Below are 26,497 nucleotides of genomic sequence, written 5' to 3' on the forward strand. Positions count from 1 at the left end.
CCTAGTAGTAGAGCAACGGCGTGATCACCGCGCAGATAGCAGCTATGGCGAGAAGGGCGATTACTATCCAGTCTCTTGCGCGCATGCGTGCTTCGTTTATGTTTGTGCGAGCTGTTGGTCCACCGAGCCCTCGCACAAGCGCTGAAGCAGAGAGGTCTTCACCGCCTCGCACTGCCGAGACAAGCAGCGGTACCAGGCAATTCTCGATGGCAGAGATAGGATTTCTGGCCGTCTTGCTGCTGCGCATGCGCATTGCAGCAGCTATCTGTCGATAGTCGTCGGCTATTGCCGGAAAGTATCGAAGCATTACAACAAGAGGAATTTCTACGGCCTGAGGCATGTGCATACGGTCACACGCTGCCATGAACTCACTCACTGACGTGGTTGTGACCAGCCAGGTTCCCATGGCAATACCTGGAGCAAACTGTCTCACGATTCCTGAGGTGCCTAGCGTGGCAAAGAGAGCAACTCCAGTGAGGCATGATTCCGCGATTGCAGCCACAGCGCTTGCAGCCCCGTATAACGTGAGGTATGTGATTGCTGAGCGGAAATGGTGAGAGAGGGCTAGCATGATGAAAGGTGTTACAACAAGCAGCGGCTTTATCACGAGAAGAGGTCCCACGTTATAAGACCCAAGCATAATTGTTGAGACGATAAGTGTGGCAAGCACTTTGGTGCGTGGATCAAGTACCAGCCCTCGGTTGTTGGCAGTTGAGAGGAACAGCCCCTGTTTCATTATGCGATGCCGGCTCGTTCGAAGTGCTTCTGGAGAAGTTTCTTGCCAATGACGGCTCCGATACACCCTGCGACAAATGCAGCAAGAGCAAGAGGCAGAAGACTCCAGTCAGGGATGTAGCTAGAGAGCGCGTCGGCATATTCCTGTCCGTAGCCAGAGGCGATACCTGCGAAATAGCTCACGCGATTCATGAGGATGGGAATATAGTTGCCTATCAACCATACGCTCAGGACTCCGTGTGAAAGTATGGCGCGCCCTACGCTGTTATAGTTACCGCTTCTGAGGACAAGGTCGGCGAGAAAACCACATACTGGCCCCGTAATAAAGGCATATACGCCCATGCCGCCGAGACCCATAAGAAGGCCGAGGATGGTTCCCATGATGAAAACCATTCCGAAATGCCTTACTTTTGTGATGTAGAGCATGTACGGAATGCCTCCGATAAGCGGACAGATGACGGAGAGCAATGGAATGAATATAGGAACGTAGCCCAGCATTGCCACAGCCATAATGATTATGAAGTAGAGAGCAGTGAAGATACCGATGTTTATAAGGTCTTTTGGTTGCAGTCCTTTTTTCTTGACTGAGGGTGTTTCAGGCATAATACGTCTCCCTTCGGTTAGCTCTATCTAACTTATAAAGGATAGACATATAGAAACGCAGTCAATAGCCCATCTGTATCATTATGTCCCGTTTGTATCGTATAGCTGCTATTCGCTTTCTGATAAGTATTTGCCAACTGCCTTTTTAATACCATACAAGTTCGCCTATATAACTCGCTAAAATAGAGTGGGTTGATTAAAACTAATCGTTTCTGTGACACTCCCAGAAGCACACGATTGGAGTTTATATATGTGCGGCATCGTTGGTTTAACCGGACACCAAAGTGCAAAAGATGTCCTCATTGAAGGTCTTAAACGTCTCGAATACCGTGGGTATGATTCTGCCGGTATTGCTTTGCAAAACACAACCAACGAAGAACTTACGGTCGTACATCGCGTAGGAAAAGTTGCGGGATTAGCTGAAGCGGTGGAGTACCTCAATAATGCAAACCCCTGTGGCATCGGACATACCCGTTGGGCAACGCACGGCGCTCCAAGTGAGCGCAACGCCCACCCACATACCTCTTGTGACAATCAAATTGCCGTCGTACACAACGGCATCATCGAGAACTTTGCCGAACTCCGTGAGCAGCTTGAGGCTCGGGGGCACAAATTCCGCAGCGATACCGATACTGAAGTCGTTTCTCACCTTATTGAAGAAGCCTACAGAGGCAACCTTCGCGATGCTGTTGCCAAGGCATGCTCGCAAATTGTAGGAACCTATGGCCTTGCTGTTATATGCTCTCAGGAACCCGGTCGCATTGTAGTTACTCGCAAAGATTCTCCCATTGTCCTTGCACATGGCGAGAAGGGCAGCTACGTTGCATCTGACATCATTGCGGTTATCGAAGCCTCCCGAGATGTCACTGTTCTTGGCGACAATGAGTTTGCTGTTATGGAGCCCGATGGTATCAGCTATACCGATGCTGATGGAAATCCCATTCAACCTAAGGTCATGCATGTTGATTGGGATGTTGATGTTGTCGAGAAGGGCGGCTACCCCGATTTCATGCTCAAAGAAATCCATGAGCAGCCTCGTGTCATCCGCGATACCCTTGCAGGACGTCTGACCAACGGTGTACTTTCCATTGATGAACTGGGCATGTCCTTGGAACAGCTCCGTTTAATTGATCGCGTTTATATCATTGCCTGCGGAACTAGCTATCATGCTGGTCTTATCGCCCGTCAGCTTATTGAAGGTTGGGCACGCATACCTGTCGAAGTTGAAGCTGCGAGTGAATTTCGTTATCGAAATCCCATTATTACTCCGTCAACGCTGGTAGTTGCTGTTTCTCAGTCCGGTGAGACCGCTGATACTCTTGCTGCCATCCGCGACGCCCGCATCAAAGGCGCTAAGGTTTTTGGCATCACCAACGTTATTGGTAGTCCCGTGGCCCGTGAGTCTGACGGTGTTATCTACACTAAGGCTAACAAGGAGATTGCCGTTGCCTCAACCAAATCTTTCCTTGGCCAAATTGTGAGCCTAACGCTTCTTGCTATGGTTCTTGCACAGGCAAAAGGAAAGCTCTCAATTGCTCAGATACGCTTGCTCTTTAAAGAACTTGCCGATACCGCCGAGCAGGTCGAAGAAGTCCTCAGCGATACAAAAGCTATCGACATTGCCGCGCAGGCCTGCAAAGATGCCAATAATGCTTTGTTCATTGGTCGTGGCATGGGAGCCGCTATTTGCTACGAAGGTGCCCTTAAACTCAAGGAAATTAGCTATCTTCATGCTGAGGCATATGCTGCAGGAGAAATGAAGCATGGCCCCATTGCACTTTTGTCCAAAGGCTATCCTGTCATTGCCGTAGCAACTAACTCTCCGGTATACGACAAGATGATCTCCAATATCCAAGAATCTCGAGCACGCGGCGCCATGATTATTGCCGTGGCGACCGAAGGTGATCAGGAAATCAAAAAGCATGCCGACTATATCATCTACGTGCCTAAAGTCAGAGATGCCTTCTCGCCAATCATTGCTTCGGTACCTCTCCAACTTTTTGCGCGCTCCGTGGCTCTTGCACGTGGTTGTGACGTTGATAAGCCAAGAAACCTTGCAAAGTCAGTAACGGTTGAATAGTTGTGGCTGAAAGTCCAGCAACGGCAATCAAAATATTGGATAAAGCAAAACTTGAGCTGAAGAATTGCTATAAATTTTCAAGCGCACTACAGATATTGTCCACAACAGAACAAAGCAAATCAAAACTTTTCCCACTCGCATAGGTACGGACTGAAAGAGTGTATTTGTCTTTGTACGTAGACGCTGCCAGTTGAAAATAAGGCACTGTTTTATCTGCAGTAGCAATGAAAGCATCTGAAATAGAAACTCCTTGGAATATGAACTGCCTCCCATTTCTTATGTCCAAGAAATGGGAGGCAGTTCAGAATGATGATGTTTTACTATAGAGGAAGCAGTCCTTTTCAAATGACGGGGGACAGCGCTAACGATATTCGAATTGATAATGTTTTTTTTGGAGCGTCTAATGGATTTGATGTCGTTTATCAAAGATATTGCAACGCCAGTATTGGCTGTCATGGGTTCGACTATAGCGCTTTTTCAAGGCTATCGAGGCCATAAGGAGAAGATTAGAGCTCAGGCTGAGCAGATCAGTGCTTGGTGGGCGCGCGTTGACGATGACCGTTGTGACGAGAAGGAAGAAAACGATTCGCGAAATAGTGGCAATAGGTTCGGTCAGCCTCCGCATAAAGATGCGTTGCAGTACCATGCTGGAATAATATTGCTCAACCAATCGCAGACCCCTATTAGAAATCTGGCTGTTTATGGGGAAGCATACAAAATGAAAAAAGGTAGTAGGAAAGACAAGCCAGTGAAGACACTCCTTCTTCAACCCATCTTGGTTCCCGGGGAGTTCATCTCATTTGCTGTTGTTGATAACAACAAACCCGATAAGCGTCCTTGGACCTATCCTGAGGAACTGTCTGTAATTAAAGAAACGATTGGTAAAGTACGGCCGATCATCAACGATGAGAAATGGAAAGTTGATGTATTCATTTTCGAGGATGCCGCTGGACGCTGTTGGATTAGAAGGGAAAATGGCAAGCTGTCTCGATATTGGTTTTATTACGTAGTAACTTGGTTTTATAAACTGGTAACATTTTTGAAATCGAGACTAAAACGCTCCGTTTCTGAGCAAGAAGAGCAGCACAAACAAACAGAATCCTCCAATAATGATTCTCGACCACTAACCAACCCGCTGAATTACAAGGAATGTTTCAAGAATGATGAGACTGAGAATGATGAGACTGAGAATGATGAGACTGAGAATGATGAGACTAAAGAAGTTAGCGTTTATAGCTGAATGAGAAAATGACGGTCCTTTTTTGTATGAACGATGCACGATGATGCTGTCAAGTTCGGTAGAGGAAAATAACAACTCTGAATGACTTCAGCATGTCGTGGGGCCGGCTGGATGATTCTCTCGAATTATGAGCGCTGAGCGCAAAACCCTGAGTCAGCTGCTGCATCGACAATATTGCGGTAGCTAGCTTCGCAAGCATGGTACTTGGAGTGATTGTCCTCGCTCTGGTCGTTGTCGTCAGGTGTCCGACCATCTACATAACCATATCGTGCTGTGCATATGATGACAGATGGAGCAGCGGATTGTTAACCGTAACGCCATGTCATGCGAGTGCGGACCTGGTCGGCGAATGATCTACGGGCTTTTTCGCTATCAAACGAAGCTTAGGTACTTTAAATATGAGGGCTTCACTTGGTTACAAGCTTTCGCTCACGGTATCCATTGCGAACACAACCAAGCTCTTCTACTTGTTCAACCATTACGGTATTTACTAAGTCTTCAAGCAGTGTTCGTGCCATACCGTTTAAATCTAATTTGTGATCTTGGGTGTAGGAGAGCTCAGTTTCGTGTAGAGTTTGCATTGCGGTTATTTCCTTTCTGAATTGGTTGTGGTGACTATATTTTAGGAAATAACCGCACTTCTTTTAAACACCTGAAGTGCTTGCTTACACCACTTTTCGGGACACGACCCCAAGAAGAAACCTTGGGGATCCGATCTATTTCCGAATTGATAAAAGTATCTACTTCGAAGACTTTTCTCCAAACAATTTATTGAAAATATTGGAAATAGAAGCAGATAAGCAGTTGTTTCAGATTGTCAATCATGAAGATATCAATCGCCAGCAGGTGATACGGTTAGCGGCAAGAAAAATCCTCGTTACCGAGTCAAACGGAAGAACGGTTCAAGCCGCAGTTCGTTCAACCATAGAAAATCTTTTATCTGAGCAAGAACCTATGTAAGGGATAGCGCTTTGGTAGCACAGTGAAAAGTGTGCAGAAAACGTCTGCTTGCTTATGTCAAATAATTCCCGTGTAGCTACGCGCGCCTACATCAACACGCCTAAAATGTTTTCTGCACCCTCCCATGCAAGCTTTAAATTATCTAATCATATCTAAGACTATGGCAATATATACTATATTATAAGTATGATTGTCGCATGTCTTACCATTGGAGGAAAAAACGAAGAAAGATGCCCTCATAAAGTTCATGCATGAAAGCGCCGGTCGTGTTACCACCAAACAGGCACGTGAGGCGGGCTTCTCATCGAGCATGTTGCAGCTGCTCGTCTCTCAGGGCATAGCGGTCAAGGAGAGCCGTGGGGTCTTTGCACTCGCAGATGCACCGCTAGATGACTTCGCCGTCATCTCGCTTCGCTGGCCGAAGGTCGTCTTTCGCTGCAGTAGCTCGCTCTACCTTCACGGCATGACTGATATCGTGCCGGGTGTGTACGAGGTCTCGCTTCCCCGGGGATACAAGGAAGATGGCATAGTAGGGGAGTTCCCCAACTGCCTTGTCTCGCATGAGGACAAGGGGCTCTATGGTTTGGGTGTGGTGCAAGGCGAGTCTCCCGCGGGCACACCGCTGTTGCTTTACGACCGTGAACGCAGCATCTGTGACCTTGTGATGGCGCGCAGACGCGGCGAGGCTGACACCCAACTTCTCAGACAGGCCATGAATGCGTACTTTGACTCTCCCGAGAAGAACTTGCCCCAGCTGATGCGTTATGCAAAGGTCATGAACGCAACTGCAGAGATTCAGATGTACTTGGAGGTGCTGTCATGACAATCCTCAACGACGCGAGCCTGAGAGGCAAAGCGAAGGCTCTGGCAAAGGAGCACGGCCTTTCTGCCCAGGAGATTATGCAGCGCTATTTCTTCGAGCACCTTCTTATGAGGCTAGAGAGGACGCAGTACCGTGAACACTTCGTCATCAAGGGCGGGTTGCTTCTTTCCTCGATGATGGGTGTCGCACAGCGTACCACCATGGATTTAGACGCGACTATTAGAGCTCTGACAGTGAGCGAAGAGACAGTTGCAGCTGCCATGCGAGATATTTGTTCCATCAACTTAGGAGATGGGATTGACTTTGCGTTCGAGCGAGTAGAGCCCATCCGCAAGGACGACGACTACGGCGGATTGCGTGCGCATCTGACTGCGACATTCGGGCGTATGAGGACACCATTGAAGGTTGATGTCACGACGGGCGACATCATCACCCCGAGGGAGATTGAATACCAGTTCCCCACCCTGTTTGGGGAAAGGTTGATTCATTTGATGTCGTACCCGTTAGAGACGTGTATCGCAGAGAAGTTCGAGGCGGTAGTGAAGCGTGGTGTCGCTACCACGCGTGCTCGAGATCTGTACGACCTCGCCACGCTCGTAAAACTATACGAACAGATGATTGACTGGGAGACGCTGCGGGAGGCTGTACAGCGGACGTCTGAGCATCGCGGTTCCTCAGACATTATGAAAGACTATGAGCTTGTTAGTCGAGAGATTGAAGGCTCCGATGAAATTGCCCGCATATGGAGTGCGTATACGCGTCTTAATCCATATGCCTCCACGGTCTCAGTGGTGGATGCCATGGACGCTGTTCGCGTAATCGGGAAAAGAGTCAATCTCTGAGGAGCGCATGAGATTAGTGAGGTTTTGTTGCGATGAGGTATGCAAATTTGAAACTCATCTTCTCGCGATGACGAAGCCTCATTATAAACAATAGGTATGTAGTGAACTGTGTCCAAGAAATGGGAGGCAGTTCAATAGCAGGTGGTAATGGTTAAGGATGAATTATGGAGTATATCACGTTATCGTGATATACTTATCAAAAAGGAAAGGATACAGATGCCTACACTTGCACGGTTTTACGGGATAGTTATACGCATGTATTTCTTGGGCTCAGAGCACAATCCACCGCACATCCATGCGATTTATGGTGAGGACACTGCAGCTTTTGACATCAATTCGGGTGAGGAGATTGATGGTAGTCTGCCGACTCGCGCTGCTGGTATGGTGCGCGAGTGGATAGAGATTCACCAAACTGAGCTTCTTGATATGTGGGAGACGCAAGAATTTAAGAAGATCGATCCGCTCGTCTAAAGGAGGCAGATTATGAAATTTCATAAGGTAAAAGATGTCTCCGCTCTGACTAGCTTAAAGTTAAGCGTTCAGTTTACCAACGGCACTACAAAAATCTACGATGTAGCTCCACTTATGCATCGTTTCCCGGTCTTCAAGACATTGGAGGATAACGAATCGCTGTTCAGAGACGTAGAAGTTGATCAGGGCGGCTACGGTATTATCTGGAACGATGACCTTGATCTCTCTTGTGATGAACTATGGGAGAACGGAACGGAAGTTGCAACGCCCTTTGATGGGCTTATATCGTTTTCAGATGCTAGCGAACTTTGGGGCCTAAGTGAGTCCACTTTGCGTAAGGCTGTTTCATACGGCAAAATAGTTCCAGGAGTAGATGCTCGTAAGTATGGTAAGCAGTGGATTGTTGACCGTGATGCTATGTTGCGCGAGTACGGCAATCCTGTGTGTTAAGAGTTGCAAATACTCAATTTAAAATACTGTCCATTTCAGTGGACAGTATTTTTTATGTTATTCAGTTTTTGGATTTTGCCGATATCGGCAAGAAGTAGACTGTTTTTCGCAAAAGCTTGCTAGATTTTTGCCTATAACGATTCTGCTTAGGAAGATGACCGCAGAATATCTCTTGTTACCGTAAGTCTTGCAAGCTACTATAAGTTCAATTGATTCACCAGGGCCTTTGGCAAGCGCTGGTGCGAGAAGGGATTAGGTGCATGAACAACTAGCGATACTCATAAAACCCGAATTCACGTAACGTCGCTGACGACACTACCGCGGGTGTAGTATTGCTTAATCATGTCTTAATTCACCGTCATTTATCTGCGTATAATTGCATGCTACTCCGCGTGGTCTTCGGCAGAACCGAGGTATCATGCAGCTTAATCTTTCAAATATTGAATATACCTATCCTTCAGCGGTGGAGCCTACCTTACATGATGTGACTTTTGTGCTTCCACAAGGATGGACCGGCTTTGTTGGTAATAACGGATCTGGAAAAACAACCCTTGCCCGTATCGTATGTGGTTTATTGCAGCCTGATAAGGGAGTTATAAGTCCATCGGTTTTCTCGGTATATTGTGCTCAAAATGCAACGGAGACCCCACCGAATCTTTTTGATTTTGCTGTTGTCTACGATGATGCGGCAATTAAATTAAAGCGAGAGCTTTCGTTAGAAGAAGATTGGCCTTGGCGTTTTGAGACGCTTTCGTGTGGCCAGCAGAAGCGTCTCCAGGTAGCGTGCGCTTTATGGGCTTCACCTGATGTTCTTGTGGTAGACGAGCCCACTAATCATGTGGATGTGTCAACAAAACATGCTCTTTTTGCGGCTTTGTCGCAGTTCAAGGGTATCGGGGTGCTTATTTCACATGATAGGGAGCTGTTGGATAAGCTCTGCACTCAATGTTTGTTTGTAGCTAACGGCACGGCAAACATGAAATCTGGTAATTATTCTCAGGCATCCTCACAGGTAGAGCTTGAACGTTCTAGCGCATTACACGCAAAGGAAGCGGCGCAAAAAGAGCAGACTCGCCTTGAGCGAGAAACCCAGCGACGTAGAGAAGAGGCTTCTAGAGTTCAGGCGCGCAAAAGTGGAAGAACTATTGACAAGCATGACAGTGATGCTCGTGCAAAAAAGCGAGGTTATATAGTCACAGGTCAAGATGGCAAAGCGGGAAAGCTGGCTACTCGCATGTGGGATAGACTTGAGAAGGCAACAGGTAAAGCCACAGATATTCAGGTTGAGAAACAATACGATTCCAATATCTGGTTGGATAGTGAGGCAAGTAAGAGAAAAGTTCTGTTGAGGATGGAACCTAATATCATTCTCATGGGAGAGAACTGCCTACAAACCCCACCGCTATTTATTGGCAACACTGATCATATTGGCGTTGTTGGCGATAATGGCTGTGGTAAAACAACGCTGATAAAGAAAATTATTTCAAGTATTTCTGACGATGTGCGGATGTTATATATTCCTCAAGAGCCAACTGAACTGCAAAAAACAGAGACAGTAAGAAAAATCAAAGGGCTATCAAACTCCCAGCGTGGAAGAGTGTTGTCTATTGTGGCACAACTCAACTCAGATCCCGATTATGTTCTTGCAGGTGAGTCAACCAGTCCAGGTGAAATGAGAAAGCTTATGCTTGCGCTGGGAATGCTCGAATTACCAGAGCTTATCGTAGTGGACGAGCCAACTAACTATTTGGACCTTGGTTCAACCGTAGCGCTTGAACGTTTACTGTCTGAATATCCAGGAGCTTTGTTGTTGGTCTCACATGATCTCTCGTTGGTTGATTCCGCTACATCGATAAAATGGAGCATTCAGCGATCAAATGACAACTTTGAGCTTGTGGTGCAATAGGGGCGAGAAACACGTTGGACAGTTACGAGGGTCACGCGTTTGTGTTTGAGTAGCTCGCTGACACAGACCGCTGCTTTTATACCGCTCGCCGTAGTTGTTTAAGCAAACTAACTTTTGCTGAAAAATTTTATATAAACTGAAAGGTCATACTGATTTCTTCTGGGATTGCTCGTGTGTTTAAGCATGGACTTCGGAGGGACCTATGCTTCACTTCAACCACGGTTCAAAACAAGAAACCAACGAGGGAAATGCAAGCGCTACGGGTGCTGCAGGCACGGGCGCTGCTGGCGCGAGTTCCGCTGGCGCTGTGGATGCTGCTGGTGCGGGCGCTGCAGGTGCGGGTGCTGCTGGTGCGGGCGCTGCAGGTGCGGGTGCCGCCGGCAACGCAGGCGCGGGCGCCGGGGTCCCTAACATTCCCACGCCGCCCGAGGGATATCAGCAGGCAGCATTCGCATCCACGCTGCCAACGGTTGCTGATCAGACGGCTAACTTGGGCTCGCAGATAGGCGTCATCTCACCAAGTGAGACTGAAGAGGATGCTGAGGCTCGTGAGGCATACGAAAGTTTGGCTCGTCACCGTAAAGCTCGTCGTAAAAAGAAGCTTATTAAGGCGGGAATAACCGCTGGAGTCTTTGTTCTTCTCGTCATATTGTTTATTTTGCCTATGTGCCAGGGCGGCCAGAACCAGAACACCACCGTGATGCCAAGCACTACGTTTGTCACGCGCGGTGAGTTCAGCGATTCTGTTTCCGCTTCTGGATCCATCAAGCCTGTGTCGTCAACCGTGGTAACTCCCGAGGTAGATGGCATTATTCAGGACGTTCAGGTTTCTGAGGGCACGTACGTCCATAAAGGCGACAAGCTCTTTACTATCAAGAATGATGAGCTGGATAAGGCTGTTCGTAAGGCATCTCAGCAGGTAAAAGCAGCCGAGAACGAGGTCAGTAAGGCTCGCTCAGCTCTAGCGTCCGCACGCAACGGTGTCCCCGAGGCGGGCGAGGATGGACAGGAGGCAAACGCTGCGTCCATTGCTGCTGCCGTGGAAGCAGCGGAGGCAAATCTGGAGAGTGCTCAGATTGCGCTTGAGGAGGCACGATCTGCTTACAATGACGCAATTGCCCAGGCAGATAAGCGTGTAGTCACCGCCCCATGCGACGGCACGGTCATCGTGATGAACGCGGTGAACGGCGCTTCGGTTGGCTCGTCCGCGCCAGGTGCTGGCAACGCCGGTCCTCTGATTACTATCGCGGACCTTTCCCAGATGAAGGTAAACGTCCAGATAAACGAGGTAGATATTTCTCGCATCGCCGTTGACCAGAAGGCGCAGGTCAGCTTTACAGCTCTGAGAGATCTGTATTGCGATGCAGTTGTTACTCATGTTTCTGCTGTTTCGTCCAACGGCGCCGACGCAGGTGCAAGTTACGATAACCCCGGTCGATCCATTGTTTCTTACACTGTTGACCTGCTCATCAGCAGTCCCGATGCCTCCATCAAGCCGGGTATGACCGCCAACGTAGACATCATGATTCAGCACATGGACAACGTGCTGACCGTGCCTCTTGTTGCCGTTATGGACGACGGCGATGGCGCTTACGTCAACGTGGTTACTTCTCGTGACGAGAAGGGCTATCCTCAGGTAGAGCGCATACCAGTGACCGTAAAGGCGCAAAGTTCTACGACGGCTGTCATTGAGGGTGCTGGTATTGAAGACGGCACTGAGGTGATGATTGGCGGTGGCGCTGGCGGTCCATCTCAGGGCGCGGCTATGGACGCCCCGACAGGCGCAACGTCTGGCTCGGCGACCAGTACAACGTCCGACACAACGGGCTCCAAAGACTCCAAGTAGGCGACGCGCATGTCCAAGGTAATTGAGGTACATAAGCTGCATCGCATTTACGAGACAGCTGCGGGTTTGACACACGCTTTACGTGGCGTTTCGCTAACTGTGGAGAAGGGCGAGTTTCTCTGCATTATGGGTCCATCTGGCTCAGGCAAATCAACCCTGATGAACATTTTGGGGTGCCTGGATACGCCTACTTCCGGCTCGTACAAGCTAGAGGGTCTTGAGGTTGCAGATCTTTCCGATGACGATCTAGCGGAGATTCGCGCCACGCGTCTGGGCTTTGTCTTCCAGTCGTTTAACCTGCTACCGCGCACAACGGTGCTGCGAAATGTTATGTTGCCGCTCATCTACTCGGATATTCCTGCAAAAGAGCGAGAGTTGCGAGCTTGGAAGGCGCTGCGCTCCGTTGGCTTGCCCGAGGAGTACTACGAGCACAAATCAAACGAGCTTTCCGGTGGTCAGGTGCAGCGCGTTGCTATTGCTCGTGCGCTGGTAAACGATCCGGCGGTCATTTTTGCCGACGAGCCAACAGGTAACCTGGACTCTGCAACAAGTGAAATGGTCCTCAACACGTTCAAGTCCATGCAGGAGCGTGGCAAGACAATCGTACTGATTACGCACGATCCCGAGACCGCGTTTTGGGCTGATCGAGTGGTGCATATTCGCGACGGCCGCCTGCTCACCGACGAGCAGGAAAAAGAGTTTGTGAAGCAACACTCCGCGCAACCCGCACCGGGCGCACATGCCGCGACGGGCGCACATGCCGCAACGGGCGTACATGCCACGACGGGAGGTGGTGCGCTATGAGGCTGATGGATCTGCTGCGAGAAACTCTGTCTGCTCTTAACGCCAACCGCGGCCGCAGCTTGTTGACAGTACTGGGCATTGTTATTGGCATCAGCGCAGTTATTGCTATGACGGCTCTTATCGACGGCATCAAGTATTCGCTGGTCAGCTCGTTGGGCCTCAATCAGTCGCGTATGGTCATGATATACGCGTGGCCAGACCGCGAGGTCACGCAGCAAGATCTTGACATGCTGCAGCTCAGCGTTCCTGGCTACGAGCTTGTCACCGGCATCGACTCCACCATGGCCCGCGTCAACTCGGCAGAGAAGCAGTTTGACGCGCGAATCATCGGCTGCACGCCTGACTACTTTACCGTCATGGGCCTCAAGGCATCCGCGGGCTCACTCTTCACAAAGTCCGACGTAGATGACACATCTAGAAACGTTCTTCTCGACAAATTGTCTGCCGAGAAACTCTTTGGCAGTGCAGATGCGTCCATTGGACAGGTTGTCCGCATTAATAACGACAGCTACACCATCGTTGGTGTGGTTGACAGTGGGGTAAACGGCGGCGGGCAAGGCGATACGCTGCTGGCCTACATGCCGTACTCCACGTATTCCGCGCGTCTGACGGGCACCAAAACTATCAGCCAGGTCTTTGGTTACGCTCGCGAAAACGTTGACATGAAGGCGCTTGCGGATGAAACAAAGTCCTGGTTGCTGGACTGGTTTAACATTCCTTCCGCGCAGGCAGAAGACCGCGTAACGGTCATGACGCTCTCGTCCATTATTGAGCAGATGAATGCTACGCTCATGTCGTTCCAGGTTCTGGTTACCGCCACGGCAAGTATTTCACTTCTGGTTGGCGGTATTGGCATCATGAATATGATGCTCACCAACGTGACGGAGCGTATTAGGGAGATTGGTCTGCGTAAAGCTCTTGGCGCTCGCGCGTCCGACATCACCAAGCAGTTCTTGTGCGAATCTATCCTAATCTGCATCATGGGTGGCGTGATTGGCATTGCCCTGGGTTACGCCGGAGCATGGGGATTGGCCGGCTCGTTTGGCAGCATGATACAGCTTGAAACTGGTATCACGCCCATCATCACCCCAAACATTGTGATGATTACCTCGGGAATCTGCATTGGCATCGGACTCATCTTTGGCTACTGGCCTGCTCGACGAGCCTCAAAGCTCAATCCTGTTGAGTCGCTTCGCTACCAGTAAACGGGGTGCGTTCGAAACGGCTTGCGGTCACAGACCGCTTGCTGAAAGTAAATGACGTACTACAAGTAGGGTTTCTCGCCAGGCGAGAAACCCTTTTAAGTGCGGTGGTTTGTTCAGCTACAGTAGATCATCCGGTGGGAGCAGCTCGATGTCCCATGAGGTGCTGACGTAGCAACAGATGTCTATGTCTGATGAATCAAATGTAGGAACTTGGTTTCCATAATCAGATTCACAAAAAGCTATATGATCGCAGGCTTTATACGCTAGTTCTCTTCCGTTAAAGTCGTAGTCTGCATGCTTAAGCCCAACCACCTTTGCTCCGGCAGCCTTAGCAAGAAGATTTGCTTTTTGATGACAGGCAATAATAGCATCTGCAGATAGGTTGTCTTTAATGGTGTCGTTATGTGCTATCGAGAACTCAACTGAAAAGGTCACTTCATCACCACATGAACTGAGTGCTTTCCAGATTTTCTCGACAAGATCTTCTTCAAGATGTTCTTCAACAGATAGTTCTGCGCGGAAATCATATCCCAGAAATTTTTTCTCGGCGACATAATAGTCACCCTCATCATCTTTCTTGTACCAGTTTACTTCGTGTCCAGAAACTGAATAGTTATTGTTTTTTAGAATTGAGGCAGGTAACCCGTTTTTCTCTAGAGCATCTTTTATTGTTTGAAGCAGCGTATTATATTTGGCTGTGCAGTTTTCACGGATCTTGGAAGTTCCTCGAATTGTGATATCAACGTTAATGGTGTCAGGCGGAACTTGCGTGCTCAATTTTGTAGATACGTCAATCGTTCGTTCCATAGTATGTTCCTTTCAGAGATGTTAGAGAAAAAATCAGCCGTTTGAACAGGTAATTTATTTCTCATCGTTGAATAATCATAGGTTCAAAAAAGATTTTGAGTGTCCAGTGTAATGGACACTTAGATAGGTATTTTTTCAATACCTTGATAAGCGATTGATTTGAAAATTCGAAGAAACAAAATCAATGAAGTCAAACAAAAAACCCACGTAAAAGTGCAGTTTTAAGTGTAAACTTAATATCGCAGTTAGTTAAAGCTAACAAACTTCCAATCGAACGGAGTTTACCCATGCCTGCTCAGAACGAGAAGAAGGATCACCTTCCGGTACTCGGTGTCGGCCCCGCTTACGTGATTGCCATCACGGCGCTGACAGTTGCGTGCATTACCTTGTCTAAACTGGGATTTCTTCCGTATCTTCGCATTCGAGCAACGGTTGGCGTAATGCATGCCGTAGGTACAGCTTTTCTGATTGTGGGCATCTGGCTTTGGGTTTCCGCCGCTATCAAAGAAAAGCTTCGTGAAAAAATCATTGCAAATCAGCTGGTAACGAGCGGTGTTTATGCGCTGGTCAGAAACCCTATCTACTCCGCATTTGCGTTTGTCATGTCAGGTGCAGCGCTGCTCTCTAGTAACCTTTATCTGCTACCACTACCCCTTGTGTTTTGGGCGCTTTTAACTGTGATGATGCAGGCTACAGAGGAGAAGTGGCTTCTCGAGCAGTTTGGCGATGAGTACAAAGAGTACTGCAAACGAGTCAATCGCTGCATTCCATGGTTTCCCAAGCGCTAACGTTTGGGTGGGTTTTGAGTAGTGCTAAGCTTCAGCCCTATTTGAGCTCCAGTCTTATTTGAGCCTTAGTTCGTAATTGAGCTGGGGTTTGTTCGGTTTTCTCGCTATATAAATTCTTTTACGAAGTGGCTATGATATACATACGTCATGCTGGCTTGTCATGTGCTTGTACCTGCTGCTTCAGGAGAAACGAGAGATACCATGCTGGATATTCGTCGCGTTTTGGCAAGTGCGCCCAAAAAGCATACGGAGGAGACACTGAATTCTCTGACGACTGTTTGGGGAGAGGCGCTTGACCCATCGAACGTATTGCCTGAGTATCCGCGTCCTCGCATGCAGCGCGACAATTACGTGATGCTGAACGGCGCGTGGGATTATGCGATTGTGCCGGTAGATGGCGGGGTTGATGTAGAGACCCTTGCACGACAGGCAATTCCTTCTCGTTGGGACGGACAGATTGTGGTGCCGTTCTCGCCAGAAGCTCCGCTCTCTGGTGTTGGTCGTACGGTACATCCAAATGAGCTTTTGTGGTATAAGCGAAAAATCGAATTACCTAAACTGGCCGATGACCAGCGACTTATTCTGCATTTCGAAGTGGTTGACTGGATGTGCGCGTGCTTTGTGAATGGCAAGCTTGCTGGTACGCATACTGGCGGTTACCTGCCATTTTCCTTTGATGTGACGGATTTACTTGGCTCACCTGAAACGGGAGAGAGTGCTGCGTCTGCTGCGAGGACAGAAAGTGCGGCAACGGCAGACAGTGCGGACACGGCTGAGCTCGTGCTTTGTGTTTGGGATCCAAGTGACACTGGCTCTCAACTGCGTGGAAAGCAGCGACTCTCGCGTGGCGACATTTGGTACACCGCTCAGAGTGGCATTTGGCAAAGCGTATGGTACGAGGTTGTTTCTGCGGTTCACCTTGAGTCGCTAACGCTGAAGGGTGATATGTTTGGCACGCTTGAAGTTAAGGCGAACGTGCAGGTAAGCGGGCTGGAAGGTGTACAAACGGGCGCGTTTAAGCTGGAGTTGGCGCTCAAAGATGAGCTTGGACAAGACGTTCTTCTCGCCACACTTCCGGTGGACGAGGCAGGGGAGATATCCGCCGAGCAGCATGTGGATGACCCGCTGTTTTGGTCGCCGGAGAGTCCGCACCTCTATGCCGTGGAGGCAACACTTTGGCAGGATGGTGCGGTGGTCGATTTTGTTCGGAGCTATTGCGCGTTTCGTACTGTTGAGGTAAAGAAAGACGTGGCGGGCGTGCCAAGGGTGCACTTGAACGGGGTACCATATTTTGTGCGCGGCGTGCTGGATCAGGGCTACTGGCCTGACGGATTGATGACCACGCCGTCCGATGATGCGCTGGTATATGACATAGAGGCTATGAAATCGGCCGGTTTTAATACGCTGCGTAAACATATCAAGATTGAAAGCGAGCGTTGGTACTATCATTGCGACCGACTCGGCATGCTGGTTTGGCAGGATTGCGTTTCGGGTGGAAGCGCGTATAGTCCCTGGCACACGAGTCAGAAGCCGACGCTGTTCAGTTTTACCTGGGGTCGATTTGACGACACAACACCAAGTCATCACGAGGCTTTATCCGCAGGTGAAGATGGCTATCGCGAGGAGTGGACAGAAACTTGTCAGGAAATGGTCAAGCTCCTGGATGGACATCCTTCGATTGGATTTTGGACGCTCTTTAACGAGGGTTGGGGACAGTTTGATGCACGGGCTGCTACTGAGGCTGTTCGCGCCTTGGATGCAACACGACCAATTGATGCAACAAGCGGCTGGTACGACCAGGGATGCGGCGATTTCCTGAGCATTCACAATTATTTCCGACCGCTTCGTGCAGGTTGGCATGGAAAGCAACGGGGAAATCGAGCAGCAATAATTTCTGAGTTTGGTGGTCTGGCGCAGATGATATCAGGTCATACGTCACTTGACCATTCTTATGGATACGGGGATTTTGCCACAGTTGAGGGTTGGCGAGGAGCTGTCCAAAAGCTGCTCGCAGTGGCGGAATCGCTGCAGGTTGAAGGCCTTGCGGGATACGTTTACACGCAGGTATCTGATGTTGAGGAAGAGGTAAACGGCCTGCTTACTTACGATCGAAAGATCAACAAGTTTGAAGGGCAGTAGCTGTCGGGTGTTGTTAAGTAATGCTCTACGGTGTCCGGTAGTCAAGCGATGAACAGCCGAGTGAAAGATGCCCAGTTGATTGAGTGGTGTCCAGTAATACCGAGTGCTGATTTTCGTCAAAGTGGTAAAAAATGCGTTTAGTTGGAGTTTCATTTTTATGCATAGCGAGTTTTCGCAGATAAAAAATTGCAACGGTGGTAAAAAATCGTCTTAGTTGGAGATAAAAATCATTTTTTAAAAAATTGATCTCCAACTAAACGGGATTTTTACCTTTTTAGCCCCTAAAATTTTGGTCTAAAAATTGAGTGATACACAAAATTGAATATCTGTGCATAGATATTCGTAGAAATGAATACATATTTAGCCTAAATAGAAATTTTGCAACTTAATACAAAAAACTCGCCTTCCAGAGATTTATTTCTGGAAGGCGAGGGAAGTGTATCACTTCAGTTGTGCATTATTACGTTTGGTCGCACGCAGACGCAGGTAGCTGTATCGCGAACACGCGTCGTAGTCACGCATCGCGTGTTGCGCGTCGCGGCGCGTAACTGCACGTTAGGCGCTTGCACCCGAGGTAGCATCTACGCCTGCACTTGGTGCGGGAGCACCAGCAGCAGGGGTGGGAGCGCCAGCTGGTGGAACAACAGCTCCGCTAGCGCTTACGAGGCGCTGACCTGTGGTTTGTAGGTACCAATCCAACCATGGCTTGAAGTTGAAGACAATCTCGTTGATGCCAGCGTACGAACCGTCAGGATAATACATTGCCTGGTAGTTGTGGGTATTAATGATATCGGCAGGAGTACCTGGGACAATGGTACGAACGTCCTCTTTGTCGCCGTTGCGAAGCACGCCAATGACAAACTCAACGTTTTTCATACGGCCCTCGGGAAGAGAGCTGTGAACTGTGGAAAGACGGTTGCCCGATTGCGCTGGCACGCGTTTTGCCAGCATAGTGTCTGGGTTGTCATGAGCGTTGTTGTAGTAAAGGAACTGATTGTTGTCGTCCGCGTAAGTTAGCTCAAATGGCATTGCCTTCAGGAACATGTCAATCTGGTTGACCGTCAAAATGCCGTGGTCAAGCTTAACGTATGTGTCGCCCGAGACCGCGCCCACAAGCTCGGCGGCCTTCTCGACCCAATCAGGATCGTCGGGATCAATGCCCTGGATAGTGGTGGAAATTGAGTTGGTTACGTCCAGATCCTCTGGCGCGATTGGCTTTGGCTTCTTCAACTTGGAGATCACCTCTACGTATTTGACAAAGTTATCCAGGCAAAGGCCCAGGAAGCCGACGGTGCGCTCGTCGATAATGTTGCCGTCCTCGTCAAAAGCCTGCTTGGCCTTTCCAAGAAGGAACTCGTTACCAGGCAAAACGTATGCGTTTACGCCCGGAGCATCCATAATCTTGCGCAGATGCACTTGCGCGCGAGAAGTTCCTTGGTCGTAGTAAGAAGCTCCGACAATCATGACAGGCTTGTTCTCAAATGGATGCACATCGTAGGAGAGCCACTCGATGACGCTCTTAAGCGCAGGTGAGATGGTATGGTTGTGCTCGGGCGTAGAAATAATGACGCCGTCAGCACGGGTAATCTTGTTGTACAGCAGGCGGATCTGGAAGTTCTCGTCCCACTTGAGGTCCTGGTTGAACAGGGGAATGTTATCAATCTCAAGGATTTCAAGCTCAAACTGCTTGGCAAAATGCTTTTTGATGAAGTGCAGAAGCTTTCGGTTATAGGAAATCTCCGCATTTGAACCGACGATTCCGACAAATTTCATAGTAGTAGTTCCTTCCAGGCCTACAGGTTTTCCCAGTCAAAGTTCTCGGCCTCTTTGCGGAGAAGTTCGCGCGATGCGGCCATTTTCTCGTTGAGTTTCACAAACAGACGGAAATCGTCAAAGAGTAGGTCAAGCTTCTTGACGGTAACTTTGTCCTTCAAGCTGCCCTTCTCGTCAAATGCCTGAGGGGCGCGGCCAAGAAGGAACTCGGAACCTGGCATGATTGCGGCCTTGAGCTCGGGAGCGTCCAGAATTTGGCGGAGCTGAAGCTGTGCGCGAGAAGATCCGAGCGTGCCCAGGGATGCGCCGACAATCATGACTGGCTTGTTGACCATAGGGAAGATGCCGTAGGACAGCCAAGCAAGCGCGTTTTGCAACACAGCTGGAATGGAGTGGTCGTACTCTGGTGTTGCGATGATGACGCCGTCTGCGGCCTCAATTTTCTTTGCAAGCTCGGAGACAACCTCGGGAACCTTCATCTTTTGAGGCTTGTTGAACAGGGGAATGTTGTCGATCTCCACCAGCTCAATGGAGGCCTTGTCGGCAAAGTGCTTCTGCATAAACTGCAGGAGTCTTCGGTTATTTGACTCTTTTGAATTGGTGCCAATAAGGCCAACAAAGTTAAGCATCAAACTTCCTTTCTGAATTACGCAAGGAACTCAGGCGAGATTCCCGACGAATAATATACGCGATTATCAGTGGTTACTATGAGCGCTTCGATGTCTTTTTCTTGTTCCACACGGGCAAGGAGCTGACGGGGTTTCTCGCCATAAAGACGCGTGGTCCAAATTTCTCCATCAAGCGAGTTGTCCGAGATAATCGTGATGCTCGCAAGTTGCGTGTCAACTGGATAGCCCGTGCTTCGATCAAGAATGTGGTGATAGGTGTGCTCGTTTACCTGCAGTTTCCTTTCGTAGGTACCGGAGGTCACCACGGACTGGTTGCAAATAGGCAGCACAGCAAGGTTGGTGCCTCGCGGTTGTCGCGGATCCTGGATGCCAATCTGCCACGGCCTGTTCGCGAGCACATTGGCGCCAATTGTCTTAATGTTACCGCCAAGGTTGATAAGGGCGGAAGTGACGTGCTGACTTTTCAGATAATCTGCAATTTTGTCGGCGATGTAGCCTTTGGCCAAGCATCCCAGGTCCAGCTTCATGCCCTCTTTGGCGAGAAACACGGTGCAGCTCAGAGGATCCAATTCAATGAGTTGTGGATCAGTAAGCGACAGCGCGTGCGTGACCTCGGCGTTATTTGGAATGCGAGCGTCAGAAAAGCCGATTCGCCAGGTTTGTACCAAGGGGCCAAGTGCAATGTTTAAATGACTTGCAGGTATAAGGCTTTGTTCTTTGCCAATTTGAATGAGCTCAAACAGCTCGGGGTCAACGGGGACAGGATGCTTGCCTGCTGCATGATTGATCTGCATAAGCTCGGAATTGGCGTCGTTTGCGCTAAACCGCTGGTTATAGATGTTAAGGAGTTTATAGACATCGTCAAGTAGCTGCTCTGCAGTGCGCTCTTGCTGCGAATCATTGGAGGGTGGCAATAAAGAAATGGTGATAGTTGCGCCCATCAGGTGAGTTGATCTGGAAATGTAGGTTCGTTCTGGCACGACTCTCCCATAGTGTCCAACAGCAGTTTGTTTAATTTTACTTGCAGATTGCTTAGCAGTAACTCTATTTTACGTTTGTTTGTTACGCTCATTTGTTGTATCCACAACATTTTGGCGAGAAACCCTACAGTTTTGGCAGCTCGCTGAAGACCGCTCCCAGCCCCAAAAGTGAAGAAAACTGTGGAATTAATTTGATTATTTATTCATAGGGATGTCTGTTTATTGTTGATATGTACTTATTCCAGTATCATTTTTTGCAGAAAGTACTGACCGAAGAATTATTTTTGGCTGACGCGTATACGCCAGCCAATTTTTTTGAAGGAGCATAAAAGAAATGGAAAAAAGAATGGTTTGGTGCGCACGTTTTTCTCGCCAGGAGTAATGAAGTTAAATCTACGCACTTTGTAGCATTAATTGAGCGCAATTTAGTCAGTTTTCAAAGTCTTTGTCCAAGATTGAAATAAAAAAATTTATTTGAACACGATATTTCTTTAAATATTTTGTCAAAAACCATTAGTATGTTTAGTGGAGCTTTATGTATCTCCAGGGGTATGTTCGATAGGAAAGATGGGGTTGATATGAGCAACTTTAAGAAGACGTTTGCAACTATGTTTGCAGCAATAATGATGCTCACCGGTATCATTATTTTGGGTACAAGCACTGTTGCAAAGGCAGTGACCTATCCGTTAACACAAAACATTGATTTTGGCGCTGATGGAGAGCTTACTGTTAACCTTAAGCCCACTTCACCCACAACCGTTAAGGGCAATGCAAATATCTCCACAGGTATTGAGATTGACGCAACTGGCCTTCATAAGCCAATCGACGGTCTTTACCTGGAGATTGAGGTAAACACTAAGCAGTCCGCTACGGATATCAACAACACCAACAACATTACTCCTGACACTTATCTTGATAACTTTGCTACTCCAGCAGCAGCTACACAGCCTATTATCAAGCGCGAGGAGACCATCGTTACCCCTGATGGCAAGACCATTAAGCGTCTGTACCTCAATACTATCGATACTACCGTTAAGTTGGAGCTCCCTTACGTTATGAGCTTCAGAGACATGGTTACCCCAGCAGATTTCCAGCTCAAGCCAGTTGTTCGTGTGTACAATGCAGACGGCACCGAGCTTGCTAATATGCCTGATCAGACATACTCCATTACCTACGACAAGCCTTGGCTCATGAAGCAGGTTGCAGGTGAAGAGACCAACGACCAGCTCCTGTATGGTGGCATTAACGCCCCAGGTGATTCGTCCGCTCTTTCCAACGATAAAACCGCAGACGTTATCTTCAACTTTAGGCTTTACCAGTACTATCGCGCTTATCGCTCCATCATCATCACCGATACCCTTCCTACGTACGTAAATGCAGCAGGTCAAACCGTTACCGCTCACTTTGACCCAGCTAAGAACCCTAACTGGACGCTCAGCCCAGATGGACGTACCGTAACCCTCAAATTTGATATTCCTGCAGGAATCACCATTCTTAACGATTACATCAGAGATAACCTTCCTGCATATTCCCAGCTCAAGCTTTCCTTCCCGGGAGCTCGCTATCTCAACGGCACTAATCGCGTGATCTTCAACAACACTGCAACGGTTCAGGGCATCCCTTACAACCCAAGTGCAGCAGAAGAGACTGTTGGCCAAGTCCCTGGCAACGAGCACAACTTTGATGACGACTCTAAGCAATTCCGTCTTGCTGGTAATGATTTCAGCGGCAACGGTATGCTCAGCAAGCGTGGTCCAGTAACCATTCAGTTTGACAAAAACGGCCTTGCTGTTAGGAAGCTTGATTACACTATCAAGCTGGTCAACAAGCTGGACACCCCACTCACCGACATCGAGTTCATCGAGGACGTTGCTAACACCGACAACCGTCTCTTTATGACCGCCCTGACCGGCAATCTTGTTGCAGTTGGTCAGCGAGTTGGACTCTCCATGGACCAGATTGAGGTCCGTGGCTACAAGGCTGACGGCAGCTATGACATCATTCCTACCAGGAAGAACGGTGCAAACTGGCTTTACCGTGCTGACATGAACTCGGCAAGCCAGCAGCAGCTGCAGTCCTATCTGGACCAGATCAACCAGGGTACACTTGATCCATCCAACGCTTCCGCTGTGTCTCCTCAGTACAGGAAGATTGGTATTTACTTCAAGAACGTAACCCTGCAGCCAACCAGCAACATTGATTTCAACATCCAGATGATGTTCATGAATCCATTTGGCGAGGTTTACAGCGACAGACCTCTTACCAACATCATCAAGGTCAACGCCAATAAAGTTAATACCGACGGCACCAAGACCCCAATGAACTTCTCCGCAAATTGGGATACTCGTTTTACTCCATTTAGCGAGAAGGTCTGGCTGTCCAAGTCCTCTTGGTACCAGCGTGTAGGTATGCCTAACGAGCGCTTTAGTGCTCGCGTGGGCTTTGCGCTGACAGAGCTTTCACCTGCTCGTTACCTGAAGAATCCAACCTTTGTCGATCTTCTCCCTGCTGGCGTTTCTTATGACGAGAATACCTCGGTTTCACCAATTGCTGACTCATTGCAGCCTGAGAAGGTTGAGTACATCAGGAACTACAACGAGACCGGACGCAATGCAATCAAGATTACCCTTCCGTCTGGATACGTGTATCAGTATGGAACCATGGGTTATGAGATTAGGAACCTGGTAATCAACGACGACATTATTCCTTCTAAGGCCGAGAATGACGTTCTGAACAACAATAATGACGTCTACTTCTATGCAACAAACTGGACTCACGGCACACCAGATGATTTCTCTGGTATGTACAACGCCAGTAACTTTGTCAAGGATGACCTTGACATCAATATGAATGGTGTCACTGACGAGACTATTCTTAAGGCAACTGCAAAGGTTCTTGGCAACAACGTTGAGAGTATCCAGTCCGACAAGCACATCCGTAGTCTTGAGCCAAACATCGCTGGCGGCGGTACATTCTACGGTAGGGCATTTACCTCGGCTACTATCATGACTGACTTTGCTGGCGTCACCGATACCAGCGGACTCTTCCAGTATCGTCTGAGCATTCGTAACTACTACAACACGCCAATGAATAAGATTCTTATGTACGACGTGTTGCCATATGTGGGCGACGGCAGAAACTCTGCTTTCAGCAATACACTTCAGGGTCCTATTGATCTGAGGATTGGTTCAACTGATGTCAGCTCCCAGTACGAGATTTACTATCGCACCGATGAACACCCAGCTCAGAACGATATCAACGAGATTAACAGCCCAGAATGGACTAAGACTCCAGCTGACTACACCAAGGTAACGGCAATCAAGATTGTTGGTAAGGATGGCACTATTCTGCCTCCATACACCGTTCTGTCTGCGGTTCTTACTATGAAGGCACCACTGTACGATCCAAACCTCTCCGAGGCTCTTGCATACAACGACATGAGCGTTATCTACAACAACGAAGCTGCTATGCGTCGTACCGAGAAGGTCGCAAACCAGCTTGTTGACATCATGGATGTCAAGGTAGAGAAGAAGTGGCTTGACGCTGACGGCAACGCAATTGCTCAGCCAGATGCTACCTCCATTACCGTAAAGCTTCTTGCCGACGGCGTTGATACTGGTAAGACGCTTGACCTTACCGCAGCTAACAACTGGACTGCTTCGTTCACGCATCTTCGTAAGTACACCATTGAAACTCACAACGATGGAACCAGCACAAAGACTCCTATCGTCTACACTCTTGAAGAGGTAGGCACAGACGCTAATGGCATGGTCACTTACAATGGAAAGAAGTACAAGGTAACTGCTACTTCTGGTCAGGCAGATGAGAATTCACCAAACGATTCCGTTGCACTGAGTGTTACCAACCAGCTGCAGCAGGAGAAGGTCTCCGTCTCTGGTAAGAAGCTCTGGGACGACTCCAACAACAACGACGGTAAGCGTCCAGCTTCCATTGTTGTCAGACTTCTTGCAGATGGTGTTGAGGTTCAGCACAAGACTGTTACCGCTGCTGACAACTGGGAGTACACCTTCTCTGACCTGCCTAAGTTCAGTGGCAACACAGAGATTACCTACACCGTTTCTGAGGACGCTGTACCTGGCTACACCACAAGCATCAATGGCTTTGAGATTACAAACCAGCATGCTCCTGAGGCTTTGAGCATCCCAGTTAAGAAGGTCTGGGTTGACGACGAGAATGCTCAGGGTCTACGTCCTACTAGTGTTCACGTCAGGCTCTATGCAGACGGCACTCAGGTTGGCGAGTTTGACCTGAACGCAGGTAACAACTGGTCTCACATCTTCAACGGCCTGCCACGTTACACTGCTGGTCACGAGATTGAGTACACCGTCAAGGAAGACCCAATTGCTCACTACACACCTTCCTATTCCGGCTCTTCAGCTACTGTGCTTACAGTTACCAACACCATTGAAGGTAAGGTTTCTGTTCCAGTAACAAAGAAGTGGATTGGTGCACCTGCTGATAGCGTAACTATTCACCTGCTCGCTGATGGTGTTGAGGTTCAGAGCGCTACTCTGACCGCTGCAGACAACTGGCAGCATACGTTCAGCAACCTTAACCAGTACAACAATGGTGCTCTGATCAACTACACCATTACTGAGGATGCAGTTGATGGTTACACCACCCAGATTACTGGCGACGCTACTAACTATGTAGTAACCAACACCAACATGAAGACTCGCGACATTCCGGTCACCAAGGTTTGGGAGAACCAGGAAGGCGACTCTGCTGAGATTGTTCTGTATCGTGACGGTGTCGAGGTTGATAGGGTAACCATCACCAAGGCTGACGACTGGAAGCACACCTTCAGCAACCTTGAGTTCTACGACAAGACTGATGGTCACGAGTACGCATACACCATCTCCGAGACTCCTATTTCTGGCTACACAACCCAGATCACAGGTAATCAGGACGATGGCTTCACAGTGACCAACACTGCTCCTGTTGTTCCTCCAACCACGCCACCTACTACTCCAGAGCCTAAGAAGCCAGGTCTTCCTTACACTGGCGACGCTTCAGGTATTGCTTCAATCGTTGGAGCTGCAGCTCTGTCCCTGAGTGGTCTTGGTATTGCTCTGAGAAGGAAGAACAGCTAATAGCCAGGCTTTTCGAACTCGCTGATAGCTGACTAAAAACAGGCTCCTGGTAAAACCAGGAGCCTGTTTTGCGTGGCGCGTGGAAGGCCACCAAAGCAACCAAGCTGCCAAGGCCACCGTATGTACGGCGCAGAACTATAACGTCGTGTCGCTATCCTGGTGTTTTGTAAAGTTCCCACTTCCGCTTTAGCGTCAAGTGGTAAAAAATGCGTTTAGTTGGGGGTTACATTTTTCTGCATACGCATTTGCCCAGGAAAAACTTTTAACTATGGTAAAAAATGCGTTTAGTTGGGCTTCAAATA

General features: G+C 48.7%; 21 protein-coding genes. 14 read left to right on the top strand and 7 right to left on the bottom strand.

The genetic code is table 11. The annotated features are described in order from the left end of the window. Position 1: 1 nt before the first annotated feature. A complete protein-coding gene (locus tag ACO5GU_RS04530) occupies positions 2-736 on the bottom strand; it encodes an energy-coupling factor transporter transmembrane component T (protein WP_484930295.1) in 735 nt (244 codons plus the stop codon). Continuing rightward, positions 736-1,338, bottom strand: coding sequence for an MptD family putative ECF transporter S component (locus tag ACO5GU_RS04535; protein ID WP_484930296.1), 603 nt, complete (start codon positions 1,336-1,338; stop codon positions 736-738). Before ACO5GU_RS04535 ends, ACO5GU_RS04530 begins: the two co-directional genes overlap by 1 nt. 250 nt (positions 1,339-1,588) lie before the next feature. On the opposite strand from ACO5GU_RS04535, the gene glmS reads away from it, so the two are divergent. Both glmS and ACO5GU_RS04545 read left to right on the top strand, forming a co-directional pair. Further along, on the top strand, positions 1,589-3,418 hold the full coding sequence (glmS, locus tag ACO5GU_RS04540; protein WP_484930297.1) for a glutamine--fructose-6-phosphate transaminase (isomerizing): 1,830 nt from the start codon (positions 1,589-1,591) through the stop codon (positions 3,416-3,418). Between the two features lie 403 nt (positions 3,419-3,821). Further along, the gene (locus ACO5GU_RS04545) at positions 3,822-4,658 is read left to right on the top strand and encodes a hypothetical protein (protein WP_484930298.1); all 837 of its coding nucleotides are present in this window, start codon (positions 3,822-3,824) and stop codon (positions 4,656-4,658) included. Positions 4,659-5,065: 407 nt separating this feature from the next. On the opposite strand, the gene ACO5GU_RS04550 is transcribed toward ACO5GU_RS04545, so the two are convergent. Beyond that, positions 5,066-5,239, bottom strand: a complete 174-nt coding sequence (locus ACO5GU_RS04550; RefSeq protein ID WP_314019256.1) for a hypothetical protein — start codon at positions 5,237-5,239, stop codon at positions 5,066-5,068. A gap of 199 nt (positions 5,240-5,438) precedes the next feature. On the opposite strand from ACO5GU_RS04550, the gene ACO5GU_RS04555 reads away from it, so the two are divergent. The 9 genes from ACO5GU_RS04555 to ACO5GU_RS04595 all read left to right on the top strand — a co-directional run bounded on the left by ACO5GU_RS04555 (position 5,439) and on the right by ACO5GU_RS04595 (position 13,965). Then, complete coding sequence (locus tag ACO5GU_RS04555) at positions 5,439-5,618, top strand: hypothetical protein (RefSeq protein WP_314019254.1); 180 nt, start codon at positions 5,439-5,441, stop codon at positions 5,616-5,618. 208 nt (positions 5,619-5,826) lie between these two features. Next, a complete protein-coding gene (locus ACO5GU_RS04560) occupies positions 5,827-6,441 on the top strand; it encodes a type IV toxin-antitoxin system AbiEi family antitoxin domain-containing protein (protein ID WP_282741962.1) in 615 nt (204 codons plus the stop codon). Beyond that, on the top strand, positions 6,438-7,283 hold the full coding sequence (locus ACO5GU_RS04565) for a nucleotidyl transferase AbiEii/AbiGii toxin family protein (protein ID WP_484930299.1): 846 nt from the start codon (positions 6,438-6,440) through the stop codon (positions 7,281-7,283). The genes ACO5GU_RS04560 and ACO5GU_RS04565 overlap by 4 nt, the downstream gene beginning before the upstream one ends. A gap of 216 nt (positions 7,284-7,499) precedes the next feature. Continuing rightward, positions 7,500-7,754: a DUF4160 domain-containing protein gene (locus ACO5GU_RS04570; RefSeq protein WP_315572712.1), complete on the top strand. Its 255-nt coding sequence runs from the start codon at positions 7,500-7,502 to the stop codon at positions 7,752-7,754. A gap of 12 nt (positions 7,755-7,766) precedes the next feature. Continuing rightward, complete coding sequence (locus ACO5GU_RS04575; protein ID WP_314007597.1) at positions 7,767-8,204, top strand: DUF2442 domain-containing protein; 438 nt, start codon at positions 7,767-7,769, stop codon at positions 8,202-8,204. Positions 8,205-8,622: 418 nt separating this feature from the next. Continuing rightward, complete coding sequence (locus tag ACO5GU_RS04580; RefSeq protein ID WP_484930300.1) at positions 8,623-10,110, top strand: ATP-binding cassette domain-containing protein; 1,488 nt, start codon at positions 8,623-8,625, stop codon at positions 10,108-10,110. A gap of 202 nt (positions 10,111-10,312) precedes the next feature. Continuing rightward, positions 10,313-11,956: an efflux RND transporter periplasmic adaptor subunit gene (locus ACO5GU_RS04585; RefSeq protein ID WP_484930301.1), complete on the top strand. Its 1,644-nt coding sequence runs from the start codon at positions 10,313-10,315 to the stop codon at positions 11,954-11,956. Positions 11,957-11,965: 9 nt separating this feature from the next. Then, the gene (locus ACO5GU_RS04590) at positions 11,966-12,760 is read left to right on the top strand and encodes an ABC transporter ATP-binding protein (protein WP_484869142.1); all 795 of its coding nucleotides are present in this window, start codon (positions 11,966-11,968) and stop codon (positions 12,758-12,760) included. Next, positions 12,757-13,965 (top strand): ABC transporter permease, encoded by a 1,209-nt coding sequence (locus ACO5GU_RS04595; RefSeq protein ID WP_484845860.1) that lies wholly within the window; start codon positions 12,757-12,759, stop codon positions 13,963-13,965. The genes ACO5GU_RS04590 and ACO5GU_RS04595 overlap by 4 nt, the downstream gene beginning before the upstream one ends. 117 nt (positions 13,966-14,082) lie before the next feature. Here the strand turns inward: ACO5GU_RS04595 and ACO5GU_RS04600 are convergent, their stop codons facing one another. Then, positions 14,083-14,772, bottom strand: coding sequence for an SIMPL domain-containing protein (locus ACO5GU_RS04600; protein WP_484882429.1), 690 nt, complete (start codon positions 14,770-14,772; stop codon positions 14,083-14,085). A 287-nt stretch (positions 14,773-15,059) separates the two neighbouring features. Here ACO5GU_RS04600 and ACO5GU_RS04605 point away from each other — a divergent pair, with 287 nt between their 5' ends. Together ACO5GU_RS04605 and ACO5GU_RS04610 are read left to right on the top strand one after the other, a co-directional pair. Next, positions 15,060-15,560 (top strand): methyltransferase family protein, encoded by a 501-nt coding sequence (locus ACO5GU_RS04605; protein WP_484819716.1) that lies wholly within the window; start codon positions 15,060-15,062, stop codon positions 15,558-15,560. A 201-nt stretch (positions 15,561-15,761) separates the two neighbouring features. Next, entirely contained in the window at positions 15,762-17,699 is a 1,938-nt protein-coding gene (locus ACO5GU_RS04610) for a glycoside hydrolase family 2 protein (protein ID WP_484930302.1), read from the top strand. A gap of 555 nt (positions 17,700-18,254) precedes the next feature. Here ACO5GU_RS04610 and ACO5GU_RS04615 read toward each other — a convergent pair. From ACO5GU_RS04615 to ACO5GU_RS04625, 3 genes are read right to left on the bottom strand one after another with little or no spacing between them, the layout of a single operon-like run. Further along, a complete protein-coding gene (locus ACO5GU_RS04615) occupies positions 18,255-19,472 on the bottom strand; it encodes an NAD(P)H-dependent oxidoreductase (protein ID WP_484930303.1) in 1,218 nt (405 codons plus the stop codon). Between the two features lie 20 nt (positions 19,473-19,492). Beyond that, the gene (locus ACO5GU_RS04620) at positions 19,493-20,101 is read right to left on the bottom strand and encodes an NADPH-dependent FMN reductase (RefSeq protein ID WP_484930304.1); all 609 of its coding nucleotides are present in this window, start codon (positions 20,099-20,101) and stop codon (positions 19,493-19,495) included. A 17-nt stretch (positions 20,102-20,118) separates the two neighbouring features. Further along, complete coding sequence (locus ACO5GU_RS04625) at positions 20,119-21,081, bottom strand: FAD:protein FMN transferase (protein WP_484930305.1); 963 nt, start codon at positions 21,079-21,081, stop codon at positions 20,119-20,121. Between the two features lie 578 nt (positions 21,082-21,659). On the opposite strand from ACO5GU_RS04625, the gene ACO5GU_RS04630 reads away from it, so the two are divergent. Beyond that, a complete protein-coding gene (locus tag ACO5GU_RS04630) occupies positions 21,660-26,195 on the top strand; it encodes a Cna B-type domain-containing protein (protein ID WP_484930306.1) in 4,536 nt (1,511 codons plus the stop codon). Positions 26,196-26,497 lie beyond the last annotated feature (302 nt).

The organism is Lancefieldella sp. (genome assembly GCF_057237245.1).